18 protein-coding genes and 2 riboswitches are annotated in these 18605 nt (G+C 67.9%); of the genes, 14 read left to right on the top strand and 4 right to left on the bottom strand.

Features of this window, described 5'->3' with window-relative positions; translation table 11 throughout:
* The first annotated feature begins 266 nt into the window (after window positions 1–266).
* On the top strand, window positions 267–1430 hold the full coding sequence (metK, locus tag ABNX08_RS00930; protein WP_022533288.1) for a methionine adenosyltransferase: 1164 nt from the start codon (window positions 267–269) through the stop codon (window positions 1428–1430).
* A 194-nt stretch (window positions 1431–1624) separates the two neighbouring features.
* Window positions 1625–2569 (top strand): Kdo hydroxylase family protein, encoded by a 945-nt coding sequence (locus ABNX08_RS00935; protein ID WP_022533289.1) that lies wholly within the window; start codon window positions 1625–1627, stop codon window positions 2567–2569.
* Window positions 2570–2590: 21 nt separating this feature from the next.
* Here the strand turns inward: ABNX08_RS00935 and ABNX08_RS00940 are convergent, their stop codons facing one another.
* Window positions 2591–3994 (bottom strand): coniferyl aldehyde dehydrogenase, encoded by a 1404-nt coding sequence (locus ABNX08_RS00940; protein WP_022533290.1) that lies wholly within the window; start codon window positions 3992–3994, stop codon window positions 2591–2593.
* A gap of 352 nt (window positions 3995–4346) precedes the next feature.
* Between ABNX08_RS00940 and ABNX08_RS00945 the strand changes: the two genes are divergently transcribed.
* The gene (locus ABNX08_RS00945) at window positions 4347–6026 is read left to right on the top strand and encodes a GMC family oxidoreductase (protein ID WP_022533291.1); all 1680 of its coding nucleotides are present in this window, start codon (window positions 4347–4349) and stop codon (window positions 6024–6026) included.
* Window positions 6027–6042: 16 nt separating this feature from the next.
* Here ABNX08_RS00945 and ABNX08_RS00950 read toward each other — a convergent pair whose 3' ends face one another.
* A complete protein-coding gene (locus ABNX08_RS00950) occupies window positions 6043–7704 on the bottom strand; it encodes an acyl-CoA dehydrogenase family protein (protein ID WP_349604773.1) in 1662 nt (553 codons plus the stop codon).
* Between the two features lie 197 nt (window positions 7705–7901).
* Window positions 7902–8003, top strand: a riboswitch (TPP riboswitch).
* A gap of 98 nt (window positions 8004–8101) precedes the next feature.
* On the opposite strand from ABNX08_RS00950, the gene thiC reads away from it, so the two are divergent.
* The 9 genes from thiC (at window position 8102) to ABNX08_RS00995 (ending at window position 15112) form a co-directional block, all read left to right on the top strand.
* Window positions 8102–9982 carry a phosphomethylpyrimidine synthase ThiC gene (gene thiC / locus ABNX08_RS00955; RefSeq protein WP_022533293.1) on the top strand — a complete coding sequence of 627 codons (1881 nt, stop codon included), beginning with the start codon at window positions 8102–8104 and terminating at the stop codon, window positions 9980–9982.
* 137 nt (window positions 9983–10119) lie between these two features.
* Entirely contained in the window at window positions 10120–11310 is a 1191-nt protein-coding gene (locus ABNX08_RS00960) for an FAD-dependent oxidoreductase (RefSeq protein WP_022533294.1), read from the top strand.
* A gap of 12 nt (window positions 11311–11322) precedes the next feature.
* On the top strand, window positions 11323–11520 hold the full coding sequence (gene thiS / locus ABNX08_RS00965) for a sulfur carrier protein ThiS (protein ID WP_041681209.1): 198 nt from the start codon (window positions 11323–11325) through the stop codon (window positions 11518–11520).
* Between the two features lie 3 nt (window positions 11521–11523).
* On the top strand, window positions 11524–12357 hold the full coding sequence (locus tag ABNX08_RS00970; RefSeq protein WP_022533296.1) for a thiazole synthase: 834 nt from the start codon (window positions 11524–11526) through the stop codon (window positions 12355–12357).
* On the top strand, window positions 12354–13490 hold the full coding sequence (locus ABNX08_RS00975; RefSeq protein WP_349604753.1) for a thiamine phosphate synthase: 1137 nt from the start codon (window positions 12354–12356) through the stop codon (window positions 13488–13490). Before ABNX08_RS00970 ends, ABNX08_RS00975 begins: the two co-directional genes overlap by 4 nt.
* A 13-nt stretch (window positions 13491–13503) precedes the next feature.
* Window positions 13504–14022, top strand: coding sequence for a GNAT family N-acetyltransferase (locus ABNX08_RS00980; protein ID WP_022533298.1), 519 nt, complete (start codon window positions 13504–13506; stop codon window positions 14020–14022).
* A 55-nt stretch (window positions 14023–14077) separates the two neighbouring features.
* On the top strand, window positions 14078–14302 hold the full coding sequence (locus ABNX08_RS00985) for a TraY domain-containing protein (RefSeq protein WP_041680920.1): 225 nt from the start codon (window positions 14078–14080) through the stop codon (window positions 14300–14302).
* Entirely contained in the window at window positions 14286–14555 is a 270-nt protein-coding gene (locus ABNX08_RS00990) for a type II toxin-antitoxin system RelE/ParE family toxin (RefSeq protein WP_022533300.1), read from the top strand. The genes ABNX08_RS00985 and ABNX08_RS00990 overlap by 17 nt, the downstream gene beginning before the upstream one ends.
* Before the next feature lie 104 nt (window positions 14556–14659).
* The gene (locus tag ABNX08_RS00995; protein ID WP_041680921.1) at window positions 14660–15112 is read left to right on the top strand and encodes a PaaI family thioesterase; all 453 of its coding nucleotides are present in this window, start codon (window positions 14660–14662) and stop codon (window positions 15110–15112) included.
* Window positions 15113–15134: 22 nt separating this feature from the next.
* On the opposite strand, the gene ABNX08_RS01000 is transcribed toward ABNX08_RS00995, so the two are convergent.
* Window positions 15135–15569: a PGDYG domain-containing protein gene (locus ABNX08_RS01000; RefSeq protein WP_022533302.1), complete on the bottom strand. Its 435-nt coding sequence runs from the start codon at window positions 15567–15569 to the stop codon at window positions 15135–15137.
* A gap of 7 nt (window positions 15570–15576) precedes the next feature.
* On the bottom strand, window positions 15577–16413 hold the full coding sequence (thiD, locus tag ABNX08_RS01005; RefSeq protein ID WP_051369669.1) for a bifunctional hydroxymethylpyrimidine kinase/phosphomethylpyrimidine kinase: 837 nt from the start codon (window positions 16411–16413) through the stop codon (window positions 15577–15579).
* 82 nt (window positions 16414–16495) lie between these two features.
* A riboswitch (S-adenosyl-L-homocysteine riboswitch) is annotated at window positions 16496–16612 on the top strand.
* 124 nt (window positions 16613–16736) lie between these two features.
* Between thiD and ahcY the strand changes: the two genes are divergently transcribed.
* Window positions 16737–18155 (top strand): adenosylhomocysteinase, encoded by a 1419-nt coding sequence (gene ahcY / locus ABNX08_RS01010; protein WP_022533304.1) that lies wholly within the window; start codon window positions 16737–16739, stop codon window positions 18153–18155.
* A gap of 80 nt (window positions 18156–18235) precedes the next feature.
* On the top strand, window positions 18236–18586 hold the full coding sequence (locus ABNX08_RS01015) for a phage holin family protein (RefSeq protein ID WP_022533305.1): 351 nt from the start codon (window positions 18236–18238) through the stop codon (window positions 18584–18586).
* Window positions 18587–18605: the final 19 nt, after the last annotated feature.

Below are 18605 nucleotides of genomic sequence, written 5' to 3' on the forward strand. Positions count from 1 at the left end.
GCGATTTTTTCGATTGCGGTGTTCAGTTCCGCGCGCAGCGTGCCGTCATCGGGAGACCAGCACGGGGGCCAGCGGCGAAGTGTTGCTTTGGTCCCGTTGGTGCGCTGCAAGAGCCCGGCAGGCGCGTATAATAGCGTGTATCGCCGAGTTAACTGACAACTTGCGGGGCGATGCGGCTCTAACCGGGCTGCTTGAAATACCGCTAAAGCGTCGCCGCCATGGACCGAACGGGCTGGCACGCAATAGCCAACCTGGAGAATAAGTTCGTGGCAAACGACTTCCTTTTTACTTCGGAATCCGTCTCCGAAGGCCATCCCGATAAGGTCGCCGACCAGATTTCCGACGCCGTCCTCGACGCCATCCTGGCGCAGGACAAGTATGCGCGTGTGGCGGCCGAGACGCTTTGCAACACCGGTCTGGTGGTGCTGGCGGGGGAAATCACCACGACCGCCAACGTCGACTACATCCAGATCGCGCGCGACACGATCAAGCGCATCGGCTACGACAATACCGAGTACGGGATCGACTACAAGGGCTGCGCAGTGCTGGTCGCCTATGACAAGCAATCGCCCGACATCGCCCAGGGCGTTGACCGCGCCTCCGATGACTACCTGAACCAGGGTGCCGGCGACCAGGGCCTGATGTTCGGCTACGCCTGCGACGAGACCCCGGAACTGATGCCGTTCCCGATCTACTACGCCCACCGCCTGGTCGAGCGCCAGTCGCTGCTGCGCCGCGACGGCCGCCTGCCCTGGCTGCGCCCGGACGCCAAGTCGCAGGTCACGGTGCGCTATGTCGACGGCAAGCCGCACAGCGTGGATACCGTGGTGCTGTCGACCCAGCATTCGCCGGACATCACCCAGGCCCAGATCCGTGAAGCGGTGATCGAGGAGATCATCAAGGCGGTGCTGCCGGCCGAGATGCTGAAGGAAACCAAGTACCTGGTGAACCCGACCGGGCGCTTCGTCATCGGCGGCCCGCAGGGCGATTGCGGCCTGACCGGCCGCAAGATCATCGTCGATACCTACGGCGGCGCTTCGCCGCACGGCGGTGGCGCGTTCTCGGGCAAGGACCCGTCCAAGGTCGACCGCTCGGCCGCCTATGCCGCGCGCTACGTGGCCAAGAACGTGGTGGCCTCGGGCCTGGCGCGCCAGTGCCAGGTGCAGGTCAGCTACGCCATCGGCGTGGCCCGCCCGATCAACGTGACGGTCTACACCGAAGGCACCGGCAAGATCCCCGACGCCAAGATCGCCGAGCTGGTGCAGGAACACTTCGACCTGCGCCCGAAGGGCATCGTGCAGATGCTGGACCTGCTGCGCCCGATCTACGAGAAGACCGCTGCCTACGGCCACTTCGGCCGCGAAGAGCCGGAATTCTCGTGGGAAGCCACCGACAAGGCGGCTGCCCTGCGCGCCGCGGCCGGTCTGTAAGCCGTACCCGCCTTCACTGCAAGCCCCGCCGGCCCGCCAGGGCCCGCGGGGTTTTTTCATGTGGGTTTGATCCCGGTCGGCTCCATGTGTGGCGCCGCCGCCACTGCGGGCCGCAGGGAGTAAAATCCAGCCATTCCCGACCCGCCGCCGCAGGCGGCCGATCCCCTTGCTGGTGACCGTTCCCAGAGGATGCCATGTCTGAAGCGCCTGTCCTTGCCACTGCCACATCGCCGAGCCGCCCGGCTGCCGCCGGCACGCTCAACCTGATCCGCCCGCAGCCTTACACCGACTGGGCGCCACAGGTCACGGCCGAGGAGCGTGCCACGCTGCGCCGCGAGCTGGAGCAGGGCGCCGTGCTGTACTTCCCGAACCTGAATTTCCGCTTCGAGCCGGGCGAAGAGCGCTTTCTCGACAGCCGCTATTCCGACGGCAAGTCCAAGAACATCAACCTGCGCGCCGACGACACCGCGGTGCGCGGCGCCCAGGGCAGCCAGCAGGACCTGGCGGACCTGTACAAGCTGATTCGCCGCTACGCCGACAGCAGCGAGGCGCTGGTGAGTACGCTCTTCCCCGAGTACGTGCCGCACATGACGCGCGCCGGCACCTCGCTGCGCCCGAGCGAGATCGCCGGCCGCCCGGTCAGCTGGCGCAAGGACGACACCCGGCTGCACGTCGATTCCTTCCCGTCCAACCCGATGCTGGGCAAGCGCCTGCTGCGCGTATTCCACAACATCGACCCGGCCGCGCCGCGGGTGTGGCGCGTGGGCGAGCCGTTCGCCGACTTTGCGCAGAAGTTCGTGCCCAAGACGCACAGCTTGTGGCCGGGGCAGGCAGCGCTGATGAAGCTGCTGCATATCACCAAGCGCACGCGCTCGGAATACGACCACCGCATGCTGCAGCTGCATGACCTGGCCAAGGCCGACCTGGACTACCAGGCCAATGTGCCGCAGCAGGAATTCCACTTCCCGCCGGGCTCGACCTGGATCGTGTTCAGCGACCAGCTGCTGCACGCCGCCATGCGCGGGCGCGCGATGATGGAGCAGACCATCTACCTCGAACCGCAGGCGATCTCCGACCACACCCATTCGCCCGAGGCGGTGCTGTCGCGCATGCTCGGGCGTCCGATGCTTGTGTCCTGATCAGGCGTGATCAACGCCTGATCAACGCAGAAGCAGCTTCAGCATCGTCTCGAAGGTCTTGCCATAGGGCGGCTTGAGCAGGCCGGCGCCATTCAGCGCCGCCTGGTGGAACACCGGCTTCACCTTGGAAAAGGTGTCGAAGCCCGCCTGGCCGTGATAGGCCCCCATGCCGCTGGCGCCGACGCCGCCGAACGGCAGCCCGTCCTGGGCGATATGGAACAACGTGTCGTTGACGGTGACGCCGCCGGCAACGGTCTGGCGCATCACATGGCCGATCGCGCCGCGGTCGCGCTCGAACAGATAAAGCGCAAGCGGGCGCGGGCGCGCATTGATGTAGTCGACCGCTTCATCCAGCGTGCGGTACGTCACCACCGGCAGCACCGGCCCGAAGATCTCCTCGCGCATCGCCGTCACGCCCTCGGGCGCATCCAGCAGCAGCACCGGCGGCAGGCGGCGCGCCTGCGCGTCGGGTTGCGCGTCCGAGAGCGGCACCACGATCGCGCCCTGCGCCGCCGCTTCGTCAACCAGCCCTGCCAGCCGCGCAAAGTGGCGCGGGCTGATGATGCTGGTGTAGTCCGGGTTGCGCGCCAGGTCGGGATAGAGCCGGTTCACGCACTGCCGCGCGGCTTGCACCAGGCCATCGCGCAGGTCTTCCGGCACCAGCACATAGTCCGGCGCGATGCAGGTCTGGCCCGCGTTCATCAGCTTGCCCACCAGGATGCGCTCCACCGCACGCGCCAGGTCCGCGCCGGCGCCGACGATGGCCGGCGACTTGCCGCCCAGTTCCAGCGTCACCGGCGTCAGGTTGGCGGCTGCCGCGCGCATCACATGGTGGCCGACCGCGGTCGAGCCGGTGAACAGGAGGTGGTCGAAGGGCAGCGCGGTAAAGGCGCTGGCGACCTCGGCATCGCCGTTGACCACCACGATCTCGTCCGGCGCGAATTCCTGCTGTGCCAGTTGCGCAAACAGCGCCGCGAAGCGAGGTGTGTATTCCGACAGCTTCACCATGGCGCGGTTGCCCGCGGCCAGCGCGCCCGCCAGCGGCCCCACCGTCAGGTACAGCGGATAGTTCCAGGGCACCATGATGCCCACCACACCCAGCGGCTGCGGCACCAGGCGCGAGCGGCCCGGGCGGAACCAGAAGCCGGTGGCGGCGCGGCGCACGCGCATCCAGCGCTTGCCGTGGCGCAGTGCATCATCGATGGCGGCCACGCTCGGGAACACTTCCAGCAGCGCGGTTTCCTGCCGCGGCCGGTTGGTGAAGTCTTCATTGATCGCGGCGGCAATCGCGGCCTGGTTCGCGGTCACCAGGCGCCGCAGCCGTTGCAGGCGATCGGCGCGCAGGGTCCAGGCCGGCAGCTGGTCACGCCGCGACGCGGCGTGCATGGCGCCAAAGACGGACGACAGGTCGGGAACTTCTCGCATTGCTGCGCTCCTGGGCAATCGGTGTACGGGAAATGGAAACGGATCGCGGCAGCCGGCCAGGCAGACGCTCGCGCCTTTGGCTGCGCAATTGGATCCGATCCGCGTGCGCCCGCGCAAGATAAGGTAGCGCGCCAGCGGTGGCAATGGAAGTTTGCCACCGGACGGACGATTCAAACGGCCGTCTGCATCGCGCCGCGGGTCATCCCTACTGTCCTTCTCCACCCCTGCGGCCAGCGTCTACACTGAATCTCACGGCTTGCCATCCGCTGGACGGACAGGGCGCGCGCGGCCGGTCAGTCCGGCCCCGCCCGGCTCACGCATGCGCGCCGCCTGCGGACTCGCGGGGAGACAGATGGAAACCACCTATGACTTCGTCATCGTCGGCGCGGGCTCGGCGGGCTGTGCGCTGGCCGGACGGCTCGCCGACAGCGGCGACGACACCATTGCCCTCCTCGAGGCCGGGCACCACGATCACCATGTGCTGGTACGAACACCCGCCGCGGCAGCCGCGATGCTGCCGCGCGCCGGCGCGCGCAATTATGGGTACCAGACCGTGCCGCAGCCCGGCCTGAACGGCCGCCGCGGCTACCAGCCGCGCGGGCGCGGGCTGGGCGGCTCGTCGTCGATCAACGCCATGATCTACACGCGCGGCCGGCCCGCCGACTATGACGCGTGGGCCGACGCCGGCTGCGACGGCTGGTCATGGGACGACGTGCTGCCGTACTTCCGCCGGGCCGAATGCAACCAGCGCCTGGCCGGCAGCGACGACGACCCGCTGCACGGCGGCAACGGCCCGCTGCACGTTTCCGACCTGCGCAGCCCCAACCCCTTCGGCGAACGCTTTATCGAAGCCGCGCAGCAGGCTGGCTTCCCGCGCAACGACGACTTCAACGGCGAAGAGCAAGAAGGCGTGGGCTGGTACCAGGTCACGCAGCACGCGGGCGAGCGCTGGAACGCGGCGCGCGCCTACCTGCACGGCGGCAACGTGCGCGACAAGGCCTGCAACGGCGGTCGCGCGCGGCTGCATGTGCTGACCGGCACGCAGGCACTGCGTATCGTGTTCGAAGGCCGCCATGCGGCCGGCGTGCTGGTCGCGCGCGACGGTCGCCAGCACCTGCTGCGCGCGCGCCGCGACGTGATCGTCTGCGCCGGCACGTTCGGCTCTCCGCAATTGCTGATGGTGTCGGGCGTCGGCCCCGCGGCGCAGCTGCGCGAACTCGGCATCGGCGTCGTGCACGACCTGCCCGGCGTGGGCACCAACCTGCAGGACCATCTCGACGTCATCCTGCACAAGCGCGTGGCGGCGCCCGAACTGTTCGGCGTGTCGTTCGGCGGGCTGGCGCGGCTGTTCTCGGAAATCCTGCGCTACCGGCGCGAGCGCACCGGCATGCTGTCGAGCAACTTCGCCGAGGCGGGCGGCTTTTTGCGCAGCCGCCCGGACCTGCCCGAGCCCGATTTGCAGCTGCATTTCGTGGTCGGCATGGCCGACGACCACATGCGCAAGCTCAACAGCGGCCACGGCTATTCCTGTCACGTCTGCGTGCTGCGCCCGCGCAGCCGCGGCGAGGTGCGCCTGGCATCGGGCGATATCCGGCGCGCGCCATTGATCGACCCGCGCTACCTGAGCGATGTGCGCGACCTGGACGACATGGTGGCCGGCGTGCGCATCGTGCGCAGGATCTTCGCGCAGCCGCAGCTGGCGTGCTTCGGCGGACGCGAACTGTATTCCGCCCACCTGCGTGCCGATGGCAGCGACGACGCCGACGTGCGCGAGATGATCCGCGAGCATGCCGATACCATCTACCACCCGGTGGGTACCTGCCGCATGGGCATGGACGCGATGGCGGTGGTCGATCCGCAGCTGCGCGTGCGCGGCGTGGAGGGTTTGCGCGTGGTCGACGCCTCGATCATGCCGACGCTGATCGGCGGCAATACCAATGCGCCGGCGATCATGATCGGTGAGCGCGCGCACGACTTGATCCGCTACGCGCCGCGGGTGATGTTGCGGGTACTGGAGTCGATGGAGGCGTGAATACCCGCGTGCAGCGCTAACCTTCGAAGCCGCGCGAGAACACTCGCTTAAGCGTATCGGCGTCGCTGTCGAGCGTGCCGAACACGCGCCCATGCTGCCGCCCCAGCCGGCTGGCGACAAACAGCTCAGCGTTCTCCGTATCGGCATGCGCCAGCATCAGCGCCGCCTGCGCGGTCAGCACCAGGCCCTGCGCAAAGCGGCGCGCATGCGTTTCGAGATGCTCCGGCGCCTCGCGCAGCATTGCCTGCAGCGAGGCCAGCTCCGCGCGCACTGCGGGATGGCCGCCGGCGCGGCGCGACAGGTCGTGCAGCAGCCGCGCCGCATCGTCGGGATTGCGCTGAATCGCGCGCATCACGTCCAGGCACATGATGTTTCCCGAGCCTTCCCAGATCGAATTGACCGGCGCCTCGCGATAGAGCCGCGCCATCGGGCCTTCCTCGACATAACCGTTGCCGCCCCACACCTCCATCGCTTCGCCGGTGGCTTCGAGGGTGCGCTTGCACACCCAGAACTTGGCCGCGGGCGTGACCACGCGCTTCCACGCGGCGGCGAGCGGATCGTCGTCGGCGTGCTCGAAGGCGTGGCCCAGTTCCATCATCATCAGCGTGGCTGCTTCCGCTTCCAGCGCCAGATCGGCCAGCACATTGCGCATCAGCGGCTGGTCGGCCAGCAGGCGCCCGAAGGCGCTGCGGTGGCGCGTGTGGTGCAACGCCTGCACGAAGGCCGCGCGCAGGATCGCGGCGCTGCCGATCACGCAGTCTAGCCGCGTGCTGGTGGCCATTTCGATAATGGTCGGGATGCCGCGGCCTTCCTCGCCGATCAGGATGCCGGTGGCGTCGCGGAATTCGACCTCGCTGCTCGCGTTGGAGCGATTGCCCAGCTTGTCCTTCAGGCGCTGGATCAGGATCGGGTTCTTGCTGCCGTCATCGCGAAAGCGCGGCACGAAGAAGCACGACAGCGGCCCGCCTTCGGCGCCCATGCGCGCGACCACCAGGTGCGCATCGCACATCGGCGCGGAGAAGAACCACTTGTGGCCGGTCAGCGCATATTCCGCGCCGCGGCCCTCGCCGCCCACCGGGCGCGCCACGGTGGTATTGGCGCGCACGTCGGACCCGCCCTGTTTCTCAGTCATGCCCATGCCGATCATGATCGCCGTCTTGTCGCGCCAGGGCAGGTCGCGCGCATCGTGTTCGGCCGAATACAGCCGCGGCTCCAGTTCGGCAAACAGCGCGGTTTCCTTGCGCAGCACGGGGATGCTCGCCAGGGTCATGGTGGGCGGGCACAGCGAGCCTGATTCCACCTGCGCCTGCAGGAAGTAGCCTGCCGTGCGCGCCGCCCACGCGCCCGCGCGCGGCTGCGCGAAGGGCAGCGACTGCAACTGCTGGCTGCGCAGCAGCGACAGCAGCGCATGCCAGCTCGGGTGGAAGCTCACCACGTCGATGCGCTCGCCCGTGCGGCTGTGCGTATGCAGCTCGGGCGTGTAGCGGTTGGCGTCCGCCGCCCATTGCTGGACCTCCGGCTCGCCCAGGCGCGCGCCGAACTGGCCGAGCGCATCGGCGTGCCAGTCGCCGCCGAGCCGCGCCAGCGCACCGCGCAGGGCGGGATCGGTGGCGAACAGGTTGTAGTGCACGAGATCGGGCACCTGGTTGAACACGCGGTGGGTGGCAGCTTCGGTCATGGCGGCATGGAAGATGGACACGGTCTTACTGCATGGTAGAGCACGTAACAAGCGTTTGAGTGCCGGGGGATGCCCTTGGCTGCGGCGCAAGCCGCATGACGCGTTGCAGCATGGCGCATTGGATACGTTGGCGCACGTCAGTTGCGACCGAATTAGGGGTGGCGCCTGCCGGGGGCTTGTGCTTAAATTCACCCCGTTGGATGAAACAGGGGTGCCGTACGGATGGGCCGTGCGGCTGAGAGAGTCCCTTCGAACCCGATCCGGTTAGTACCGGCGTGGGAAGTTTCACAAGACCAAGTCTCTTGTCCCTCCGGGACTCGCTACACCGGCCCCAGGCCGAGGCAGCGCTCACAGGGCTCCTGGTTTCGTCCACCCCGCAAGAGAGAGGACGACACCCATGGCCCGTACTGCCCCCGCAGCTTCCTTCGAATCGCTCGAAAGCGACCTCGACCAGAAATTCGCCTACCCGGCTTCCAGCAAGACCTACCTGACGGGCAGCCGCCCCGATATCCGCGTGCCGCTGCGCACCATCCTGCAGACCTCCACGCGCACCGACAAGGGCGAGATGCAGAATCCGCCGATCCCGGTGTACGACACCTCGGGTCCGTACAGCGATCCGGACGTGCACATCGACCTGAAGGCCGGCCTGCCTGCGCTGCGCGCCAAGTGGATCGACGAGCGCGGCGACACCGAAGTGCTGCCGGGCCTGTCGTCGGAATACGGCCGCGACCGTGCCAACGATCCCGCCACCGCGCACCTGCGCTTTGCCCAGCTGACCAACCCGCGCCGCGCCAAGGCCGGCGCCAACGTGTCGCAGATGCACTATGCGCGCAAGGGCATCATCACGCCGGAAATGGAGTATGTGGCGCTGCGCGAGTCGCTGAACCTGCAGGCGCTGTACGACAAGCCCGAATACAAGGCGCTGCTGCGCCAGCACCCCGGCAACGCGCTGGGCGCCGGCCTGCCGCTGCGTCCGGAAGACATCACGCCGGAATTCGTGCGCCAGGAAATCGCCTCGGGCCGCGCCATCATTCCGGCCAACATCAACCACACCGAACTGGAGCCGATGGCGATCGGGCGCAATTTCCGCGTCAAGATCAACGGCAACCTGGGCAACTCGGCGGTGACCTCGTCGCTGGCCGAGGAAGTGGAAAAGATGGTGTGGTCGATCCGCTGGGGCGCCGACACCATCATGGACCTGTCCACCGGCAAGCACATCCACGAAACGCGTGAATGGATCCTGCGCAATTCGCCGGTGCCCATCGGCACGGTGCCAATCTACCAGGCGCTGGACAAGACCGGCGGCATCGCCGAGGACCTGACCTGGGAAATGTTCCGCGACACGCTGATCGAGCAGGCGGAGCAGGGCGTGGACTACTTCACCATCCACGCCGGCGTGCTGCTGCGCTATGTGCCGATGACCGCCGACCGCGTCACGGGCATCGTCTCGCGTGGCGGTTCGATCATGGCCAAGTGGTGCCTGGCGCACCACAAGGAAAACTTCCTGTACACGCACTTCGACGAGATCTGCGAGATCATGAAGGCCTATGACGTGTCGTTCAGCCTCGGCGACGGCCTGCGTCCGGGTTGCATCGCCGACTCGAACGACGATGCCCAGTTCGGCGAACTGCGCACGCTCGGCGAGCTGACCGCCAAGGCCTGGAAGCACGACGTGCAGGTGATGATCGAAGGCCCGGGCCATGTGCCGCTGCAGCGCATCCAGGCCAATATGGACGAAGAACTCAAGCATTGCTACGAGGCGCCGTTCTATACCCTGGGACCGCTGGTGACGGACATCGCCCCCGGCTACGACCACATCACCAGCGGCATCGGCGCGGCCAATATCGGCTGGATGGGCACCGCCATGCTGTGCTACGTCACGCCCAAGGAGCATCTGGGCCTGCCGGACAAGGAAGACGTGCGCGAAGGCATCATCACCTACAAGATCGCGGCCCACGCTGCCGACCTTGCCAAGGGCTGGCCCGGCGCGCAACTGCGCGACAACGCGCTGTCCAAGGCACGCTTCGAGTTCCGCTGGGAAGACCAGTTCAACCTGGGCCTCGATCCGGAACGCGCGCGCTCGTACCACGACGCAACGCTGCCGGCCGAGGGCGCCAAGATCGCCCACTTCTGCTCGATGTGCGGGCCGAAGTTCTGCTCGATGAAGATCACGCAGGAAGTGCGCGACTACGCGGCCTCGCTGCCCAAGGAAGCGAAGCAGGGCATGGAAGAGAAGTCGATCGAGTTCCTGAAGAAAGGCAGCAAGATCTACTCGTAAGGCAGTGACAGGCAGTACGGGCATGGCTTCGCACCCATGCCCGCTCGTGTTTCGCCGCCGCGCAGCGCCTCGCGCGGCGGCACCGACAACAAGGAGGCCGGCGCGGCCGCACGCCCCGTCCGGCACAAACACCCCTCATGACAGCAGTGCAGTCGTTTGACGTCGCCATCCTCGGGGCCGGTCTAGCCGGCCGCCTGGCCGCCTGGCAACTGGTACGCAGCGGCGCCCGCGTGGCGCTGGTGGAGCGGGCCGGTCCGGACGGCGCGGGCTCGGCCGCCTATGTGGCAGCGGCCATGCTCGCGCCGCTGGCGGAGTCGGCCATTGCCGAGCGCCGCATCGTCGACCTGGGTATCGCCAGCGTCGACCTGTGGCGCGCGTGGCTGGCCGAGTTGCCGGAGCCGGTCTTCTTCCAGGAGGACGGCACGCTAGTGGTCTGGCATGCGCGCGACCGCGGCGAGATGTCGCTGTTCACCAGCCGCATGCGCGCGGTGGCGCCGCCGGAACTGGTGGCGCAGCGGCTACGCGTGCTGGATGGCAAGGGTGTGGGCGAGGTCGAGCCCGCGCTGGCGGGCCGTTTCCCGCAGGGCTTGCTGCTCGCGGGCGAAGGCCAGCTCGACAACCGCGGCGTGCTGCGCGCGCTGCTGTCGTGCGCGGTCAGCGAAGGCGTCCACTGCGTCTGGGAAGCCGGCGAAGTCGATGCCGCGACGCTGCCCACGCTCGGTATCCGTGCCGACGTGGTGCTGGATTGCCGCGGCCTGGGCGCGCGCTCGGCCTGGCCTGCGCAGCCGGGCGGCGACAAGCCGGGCCTGCGCGGCCTGCGTGGCGAAGTGGTGCGCGTGCATGCGCCCGACGTCAAGCTGCACCGGCCGGTGCGGCTGCTGCATCCGCGCTATCCGATCTATATCGCGCCCAAGCCCAACGACCTGTACGTGATCGGCGCCACCGAACTGGAAAGCGAGGACGAATCGCCGATGAGCGTGCGTTCCGCGCTGGAACTGCTGTCGGCGGCGCATTCGTTGCATCCCGCCTTTGGCGAGGCGCGCGTGCTGGAACTGAACGTGCAGCGGCGCCCGACACGGCCCGACCACCTGCCGGCGATCCGCGTCGACCAGCGTGCGCGCGTGGTGCGCGTCAACGGCCTGTACCGCCACGGCTTCCTGATCGCGCCGGCGGTGACCGAGGCCGCGTGCGCGGTGGTCGGTGCGCTGCTCAAGGGCGATCCCGCCGCGCATGCGGTGCCGGCGGCGCTGCGCTGGCCCGGCATGATCGAGGCGGTCACCGAAGCGCCCGCAGCCACCATGGTCGCGCCCGCCGGGCTGCTGCACTAACGCATGACTGACATGGAAATCCTGCTCAACGGCCGACCGCTCGCGCTTACCGAATCCGCCACGCTGGCGGACGCGGTGACCGCGGCGCAGATCGCGCCCCCCTTTGCCGCGGCGGTCAACGGCCAGTTCGTGCCGCGCGCCGCGCACGCCAACACCCCCCTTGCGGCCGGCGACCGCATCGACCTCGTGCAACCCGTAACGGGAGGCTGACCCATGACATTCGAACCTTCCGAAACCTTGCGCGACCCGTTCGTGCTGTATGGCGAGTCGTTCGGCTCGCGCCTGCTGCTGGGCACCGCGCGCTATCCGTCGCCGGCCACGCTTGAAGCGGCCGTGCAGGCGTCGACGCCCGCCATGATCACCGTCGCGCTGCGCCGCCAGGGCGCGGTCGGCAATGGCGAAGGCGGCCAGGCCTTCTGGCAGATGCTCAAGGCGCTCAACGTGCCGGTGCTGCCCAACACCGCCGGCTGCTTCACCGCGCAGGAGGTCATCGCCACCGCGATGATGGCGCGCGAGGTCTTCGAAACGCCGTGGATCAAGCTCGAGCTGATCGGCGACGACTACACGCTGCAGCCCGACACGCTGAACCTGCCCGCCGTGGCCGAGACCCTGATCAAGGAAGGCTTCAAGGTGCTGCCGTACTGCACCGAAGACCTGGTGCTGTGCCGCCGCCTGCTCGACGTTGGCTGCCAGGCGCTGATGCCCTGGGCCGCCCCGATCGGCACCGGCCGCGGCGCGGTCAACCCGCATGCTATGCGCGTGCTGCGTGAGCGGCTGCCGGACACGCCGCTGATCGTTGACGCCGGCCTGGGCCTGCCGTCGCATGCGGCGCAGGTGATGGAGTGGGGCTACGACGGCGTGCTGCTGAACACTGCCGTGGCGCAGGCCGCTTATCCGGTCAACATGGCGCGCGCCTTCGCGCAGGCCGTGGAAGCGGGTCGCACTGCTTATCTGGCCGGGCCGATGCCCGAGCGCGAGGTCGCGCAGGCCAGCACGCCGGTGGTCGGCATGCCGTTCTGGCATGCGGATACGGAGCAGCGGGCATGACGCGCCGCCCCGTGCATGCCGCCAGTGACGGCCCGCTGCGTGCGGCGGTGCTCGAACACTATGGCGAGACCTTCGGCGTCGACGACAAGCCCTGGCAGGCTTGGCGTCTGGAAGATGCCCCGGCGCAGCCGGGCGCGCATGACGTGCTGCTGTCCGACGGCGAAGCCACCGAGGACGTGATCGCACGCGTCGCCGCCAGCGGCGCCACGCTGCTCGAGACCGACCGCGAAGGCGGCCAGTGGATCGACACGGTGCGCTCGCCGATGGGCACATGGGTGTTCTCTGTCACCGCGGACACCGACCAGCCGCATTCGCCCGCGTTCGTCGCGGTGCTGCTGGCGAGCCTGTCGCTGCATTTCCCCGCGCATGACGCACTGTGCCTGGCGCGCGCCTGGGAGCCAGGCTCGGCCGATTGGCCGTCGGACTTTGCCCGCTTCCCGCACGTGCGGCATGCCGCGCTGGTGGCGCCGGAGCAAACGGCCGCCCCGTTCGTGCCGTGTCCCGCGCTGGGTCTGTACGTGGTGGTGCCGACTGCCGAGTGGATCGAGCGGCTGGCACCGCTGAACGTGCCGACGGTGCAGCTTCGCTTCAAGTCGGATGACTCCGCCGCAGTGCGCGCCGAGATCGCGCGCGCTGCCAAGGCCATGCGGGGGTCGACCTCGCGCCTGTTCATCAACGACCACTGGCAGGCCGCGATCGACTACCGCGCGGCCAACGGCGGCGACCAGAGCGGCATCTACGGCATCCACCTCGGCCAGGAAGACCTGGACGACGCCGACCTGGACGCGATCCGTGCCTCCGGCCTGCGGCTGGGCGTCTCCACCCACGGCTACGCCGAGATGCTGCGCGTGGCCGCGATCCGCCCGAGCTACCTGGCGCTGGGCGCGATCTTCCCGACCACTACCAAGGTGATGCCGACCCAGCCGCAAGGCGTGGGCCGCTTCCGCGCCTATGTGAAGCTGATGCAGCCGGTGATCCCGTCGCTGGTCGGGATCGGCGGCGTCAACGCGACCAATATGCGCGAAGTGCTGGCGGTGGGCGTCGGCAGTGCGGCGGTGGTGCGCGCCGTGACCGAAGCCGACGACGTGCCGGCCGCGGTGGCTCACCTGGTCAGCTTGTTCCCGGCCGCCTGAGCGCCGCCCCGCGATGGCGCCGACCGCCGCCGCGCCCCGCATTCGCCTGGCGGTGGAAGACGACCTGCCGCGCCTGCCCGAGATCGAGCTGGCCGCGGCGGCGCTGTTCCCGGATGCCGACCTGCCGGCGCTGCTGCGGTTGGTCAGCACACCGGCTTCGGCACTTGCAGCCGCGCAGCGCGAACGCCGCCTGTGGGTGGCCGAGCGCGGCGGCGCACTGGCCGGCTTTGCGCTGGCCAGCAGCAAAGGCGAGTGCGGTTATCTCGATGAAATGGATGTCCACCCGGAGCACGGGCGCCGCGGCATCGGGCGCTCGCTGGTTGGGGCGGTGCAGGTCTGGGCGCGGGCGGGTGGCTTGCGCTCGCTGAACCTGACCACGTTTGCGCATTTGCCGTGGAATGCGCCGTTCTATGCATCGCTGGGGTTTCGCCAGTTGCGCGATGAGGAGCTTTGTCCGCTGCTGGCGTATGCACTGGCGGCGCAACGGGCGGCGGGATTGCGGCAGCGGGTGGCGATGCGGCAGGTATTCTGACGGCATGACCCCATCGTTGCTATACTTGTATAGCAATCACTTTGGAGGGGCTGCGATGCTCGCCATCCGACTACCCGAGGACATCGAAGAACGCCTGGAAGTCCTTGCCAAACGCACCGGCCGCACCAAGACGTTTTATGCGCGTGAGGCCATCATGCAGCACCTGGATGACCTTGAAGACCTGTATCTGGCAGACAAGGTTGCCGCGCGTGTTCGCTCCGGCGAGGAATCCACGGTAACGCTGGATGAGCTGGAGGCGCGGCTTGGCCTGGCGGATTGAAATCACGCAAACGGCAGAGAAACAACTTGCCAAACTGGACCGCCCGGTCGCCAGGCGTATTGTTACGTTCTTGCGCGAGCGGGTCGCGGCATCCGCCGACCCCCGCTCGCTTGGCGAAGCCCTGAAGGGCAGCGAGCTTGGCGAATACCGGAAATACCGGGTCGGCGACTGGCGCTTGATTTGCCAGATCGAAGACGCGCGCATCACTGTTGTCGTGCTGCGTCTTGGGAACCGCAGGAACGTGTATCGCTAGCGCCAAGATTTGTGCGACATTCGCCCAGCCGCCAAAACCGAGCGGCAGCCCGCCGCTATGATGGCAGGCAGCATTCCCCGCCCACCATCCCCGCCATCCCGACCATGTCCTCCCAGCCCTCCGCCGAAATCATCCCCGCCGCGCCCGGCACGCTCGAGAAGCCCTACTTCGGCATCGACGTCCCGCTGATGCGTTATTTCGGCCTGCAGCCGGAGCTTATCGAGGAGGGCTATTGCCGCACGCGGCTGCCGGCGCACCCGCAGCTGGTGAACAGCCGTGGCGATGTGCATGGCGGGACGCTGATGGCGACGCTGGACTTCACGCTGAGTGGTGCCGCGCGCTCACATGCGCCCACGGAAACCGGCGTGATCACCATCGACATGTCGACCCACTTCCTGGCCGCCGCGCGCGGCGAGCTGACGCTGGAGGCGCGCTGCCTGCGCCGTGGCGCACGCATCGCATTCTGCGAGGGGGAAGTGAAGGATGCGGCCGGCACCGTGGTGTGCGTGGCGCGGGCCGCGTTCAAGCTGGTGCCGCTGTCCAGCGGCGGCAACTGATCCCTTCCTGAAGGCCGGCCGCTCAGTCCTGCAGCGGCCGGTACACCTGTTCGAACCTTGCGCGCTCGGTGATGCCAAAGTCGCCGGGCGCGTATTGCATCAGCCAGTCGCCCGGCTTGCCATGGAGCACGTCGCCACCGGCACTACGTTCGATGCTGAAGGCATCGTGCATCTCGCGCGCCAGCACCGGGATCGGCTTGTTGCGGTAGGCGCCGTCCTGGCCGTGCGCGAGCGGCGGCACGGCTTCGTACTTGGGGTCGAAGCGGTCGCGCGACACGCACCAGCGATCGCCGGTGCGGCTGGTGATCAGCGCGTCGCCCGGCCGGTAGCGGTTGGGGCCTTCGCGGCTGATCAGCTCGCCGGCTTCGGAGGCGAACACCACGTCGACGACTTCATGCTTGAGGTAGAAGGCGGCTTCGGGATCGCTGCGCAGGTCGATATCGGTCAGCATCGTCATGTGGCCCTCAACCCAGCGCCCGCGGCGCGAAAGCGTGGTTCAGCGGACCGTTCCCGCTGCCCAGCCGCAGCCCGGCGCCGGCCGCGATAGCCTGCGCCACGTAGTCCAGCGCCTTGCCGGCCGCCACTTCCAGCGCATCGCCGCGCGCCAGCTGCGACGCGATCGCCGCCGCGAGCGTGCAGCCGGTGCCATGCAGGTTGCGGGTATCGATGCGTGGATGCGTGAACACGCGCACCGTGCCGTCCTTCAGCATCAACAAGTCGTCCAGCCCGCCGGCACCGCTGGCCGGGCCATCGTCTTCCAGATGGCCGCCCTTGAGCAGCACGGCGGGGCAGCCCATCGCGATCAGGTCGGCGGCAGCCTGCTCCATCTCGGCGCGGCGGGTGATCTTGCGGCCCAGCAGGTAGGAGGCCTCGGGCAGGTTGGGCGTGACCAGCAACGCGCGCGGGAACAGCAGCCGCACCATCGCCTGCGTGGTGGCGTCGTCCGACAGCGTCGCGCCCGAGGTCGAGATCATCACCGGATCCACCACCAGCTTGCGGATGCCATGCCGGTCCGCCGCCGCGGCCACGGCCTCGACGATGGCGGCGGTGCCGAGCATGCCGGTCTTGGCCGCGTCGACGCCGATATCGCTGGCCACCGCGTCGATCTGCGCGGCCACCATGTCGGCCGGAATGGCGTGCACGCCGGTCACGCCCAGCGTGTTCTGCGCGGTGATCGCGGTGATGGCGCTCATGCCGAAGCAGCCCAGCGCGGAAAAGGTCTTCAGGTCGGCCTGGATGCCGGCGCCGCCGCCGGAGTCGGAACCGGCGATGGTCAGGGTGCGGGGTGGCGTTGAGATCATCTGGGAAGGGAATCGGGGAGCCGGCGCAGGCGCGCAGGCAAATCGCCGGTGCGCAAGGCAGCCGGGCACGCTACAATACCGCCACTCCGAGGAGCGTTGCAACGGATGGGGCCAGGGCAGAGCACATTGCCCGGCCGGCGGGAAAGCCGCCCCATGCCATCCGCCAGGCTCGGACTGTCTTCAACGGCGCTCGCTGATCCGTGGTTTCGCACGGAGGCGAGTCGACCTATCCGCCCGCCATGCATGCTTTTTGTCATGCAATTGGCGGCGCGGCCCATCTCCCGTACTCGTCACCTGCGTGCCACTCTTCACCGGAGTGAAACATGAACGCTGTGACCGACCTGAAGCAAGACTACATCGTCGCCGATATCGGCCTGGCCGCCTGGGGCCACAAGGAAATCGCCATTGCCGAGACCGAAATGCCCGGCCTGATGGCGATCCGCGATGAATTCGCCGCCGCGCAGCCGCTCAAGGGCGCACGCATCGCCGGCTCGCTGCACATGACGATCCAGACCGCGGTGCTGATCGATACGCTCAAGGCACTGGGCGCCGACGTGCGCTGGGCCTCGTGCAACATCTTCTCGACGCAGGACCACGCCGCTGCCGCCATCGCTGCCGGCGGTACGCCCGTGTTCGCTTTCAAGGGCGAATCGCTGAAGGAATACTGGGACTTCACCCACCGCATCTTCGACTGGTCTGACGGCGGCACGCCCAACATGATCCTCGACGACGGCGGCGACGCCACGCTGCTGTTGCACCTGGGGGCGCGCGCCGAGAAAGACGAGTCCGTCATCGCCAAGGCGACCAGCGAGGAAGAAACCTACCTGTTCGCCGCGATCAAGGAAAAGCTGGCCAAGGACCCGAGCTGGTACAGCCGCAACCTGGAAGCCATCCGCGGCGTGACCGAGGAAACCACCACCGGCGTGCACCGCCTGTACCAGATGGCGCAAAAGGGTGAACTCCGTTTTCCGGCGATCAACGTCAACGACTCGGTCACCAAGAGCAAGTTCGACAACCTGTACGGCTGCCGCGAGTCGCTGGTGGACGGCATCAAGCGCGCCACCGACGTGATGATCGCCGGCAAGGTTGCCATCGTGGCCGGCTACGGCGACGTGGGCAAGGGCAGCGCGCAGGCGCTGCGCGCGCTGTCGGCCCAGGTGTGGGTGACCGAGATCGACCCGATCTGCGCGCTGCAGGCCGCGATGGAAGGCTACCGCGTGGTGACCATGGACTACGCTGCCGAGCACGGCGATATCTTCGTCACCTGCACCGGCAACTACCACGTCATCACCCATGACCACATGGCCAAGATGAAGGACCAGGCCATCGTCTGCAATATCGGCCACTTCGACAACGAGATCGACATCGCCTCGATCGAGAAGTACGAGTGGGACGAGATCAAGCCGCAGGTCGACCACGTCAAGTTCCCGGACGGCAAGAAGCTGATCATCCTGGCCAAGGGCCGCCTCGTGAACCTGGGCTGCGCCACTGGCCACCCGTCGTACGTGATGAGCAGCTCGTTTGCCAACCAGACCATCGCCCAGATCGAACTCTGGCAGGAACGCGACAGCGGCAAATACCCGGTCGGCGTCTACACGCTGCCCAAGCACCTGGACGAGAAGGTGGCGCGCCTGCAGCTGCGCAAGCTGAACGCGCAGCTGACCGAGCTGACCGACCAGCAGGCCGCGTATATCGGCGTGAAGAAGGAAGGCCCGTACAAGGCGGATCACTACCGCTACTGATACGGTTCACCGTTCGCAGCTTGCCGGACTCCCCTCTCCCGCTTGTGGGAGAGGGGAGGAACCACCTTCAAGGAGCCGTCATGAGACTACTGGTCGTCTGGGTCATCAACGCCGTTGCGCTGTTCGTGCTGCCGTACATCATCTCGTCGATCCACATCAAGAGCTTCGGCTCGGCGATGCTGGCGGCGCTGGTGCTGGGCCTGGTCAACACGCTGATCCGTCCGATCCTGGTGATCCTGACGCTGCCGGTGACACTGCTGACGCTGGGGCTGTTTATCTTCGTCATCAACGCGCTGCTGTTCCTGTTTGTCGGCAACCTGCTCTCGGGCTTTACGGTCGGCGGCTTCTGGGCGGCCCTGCTGGGCTCCATCCTGTACAGCGTGATCTCGTGGCTGCTGTCCAGTCTGCTGCTGGGCGACCGCAACGACTGAAGCGGACCACGAATCCATA

This window comes from Cupriavidus sp. DF5525 (assembly GCF_040149425.2).
Classification (GTDB): Bacteria; Pseudomonadota; Gammaproteobacteria; order Burkholderiales; family Burkholderiaceae; genus Cupriavidus; species Cupriavidus pickettii_A.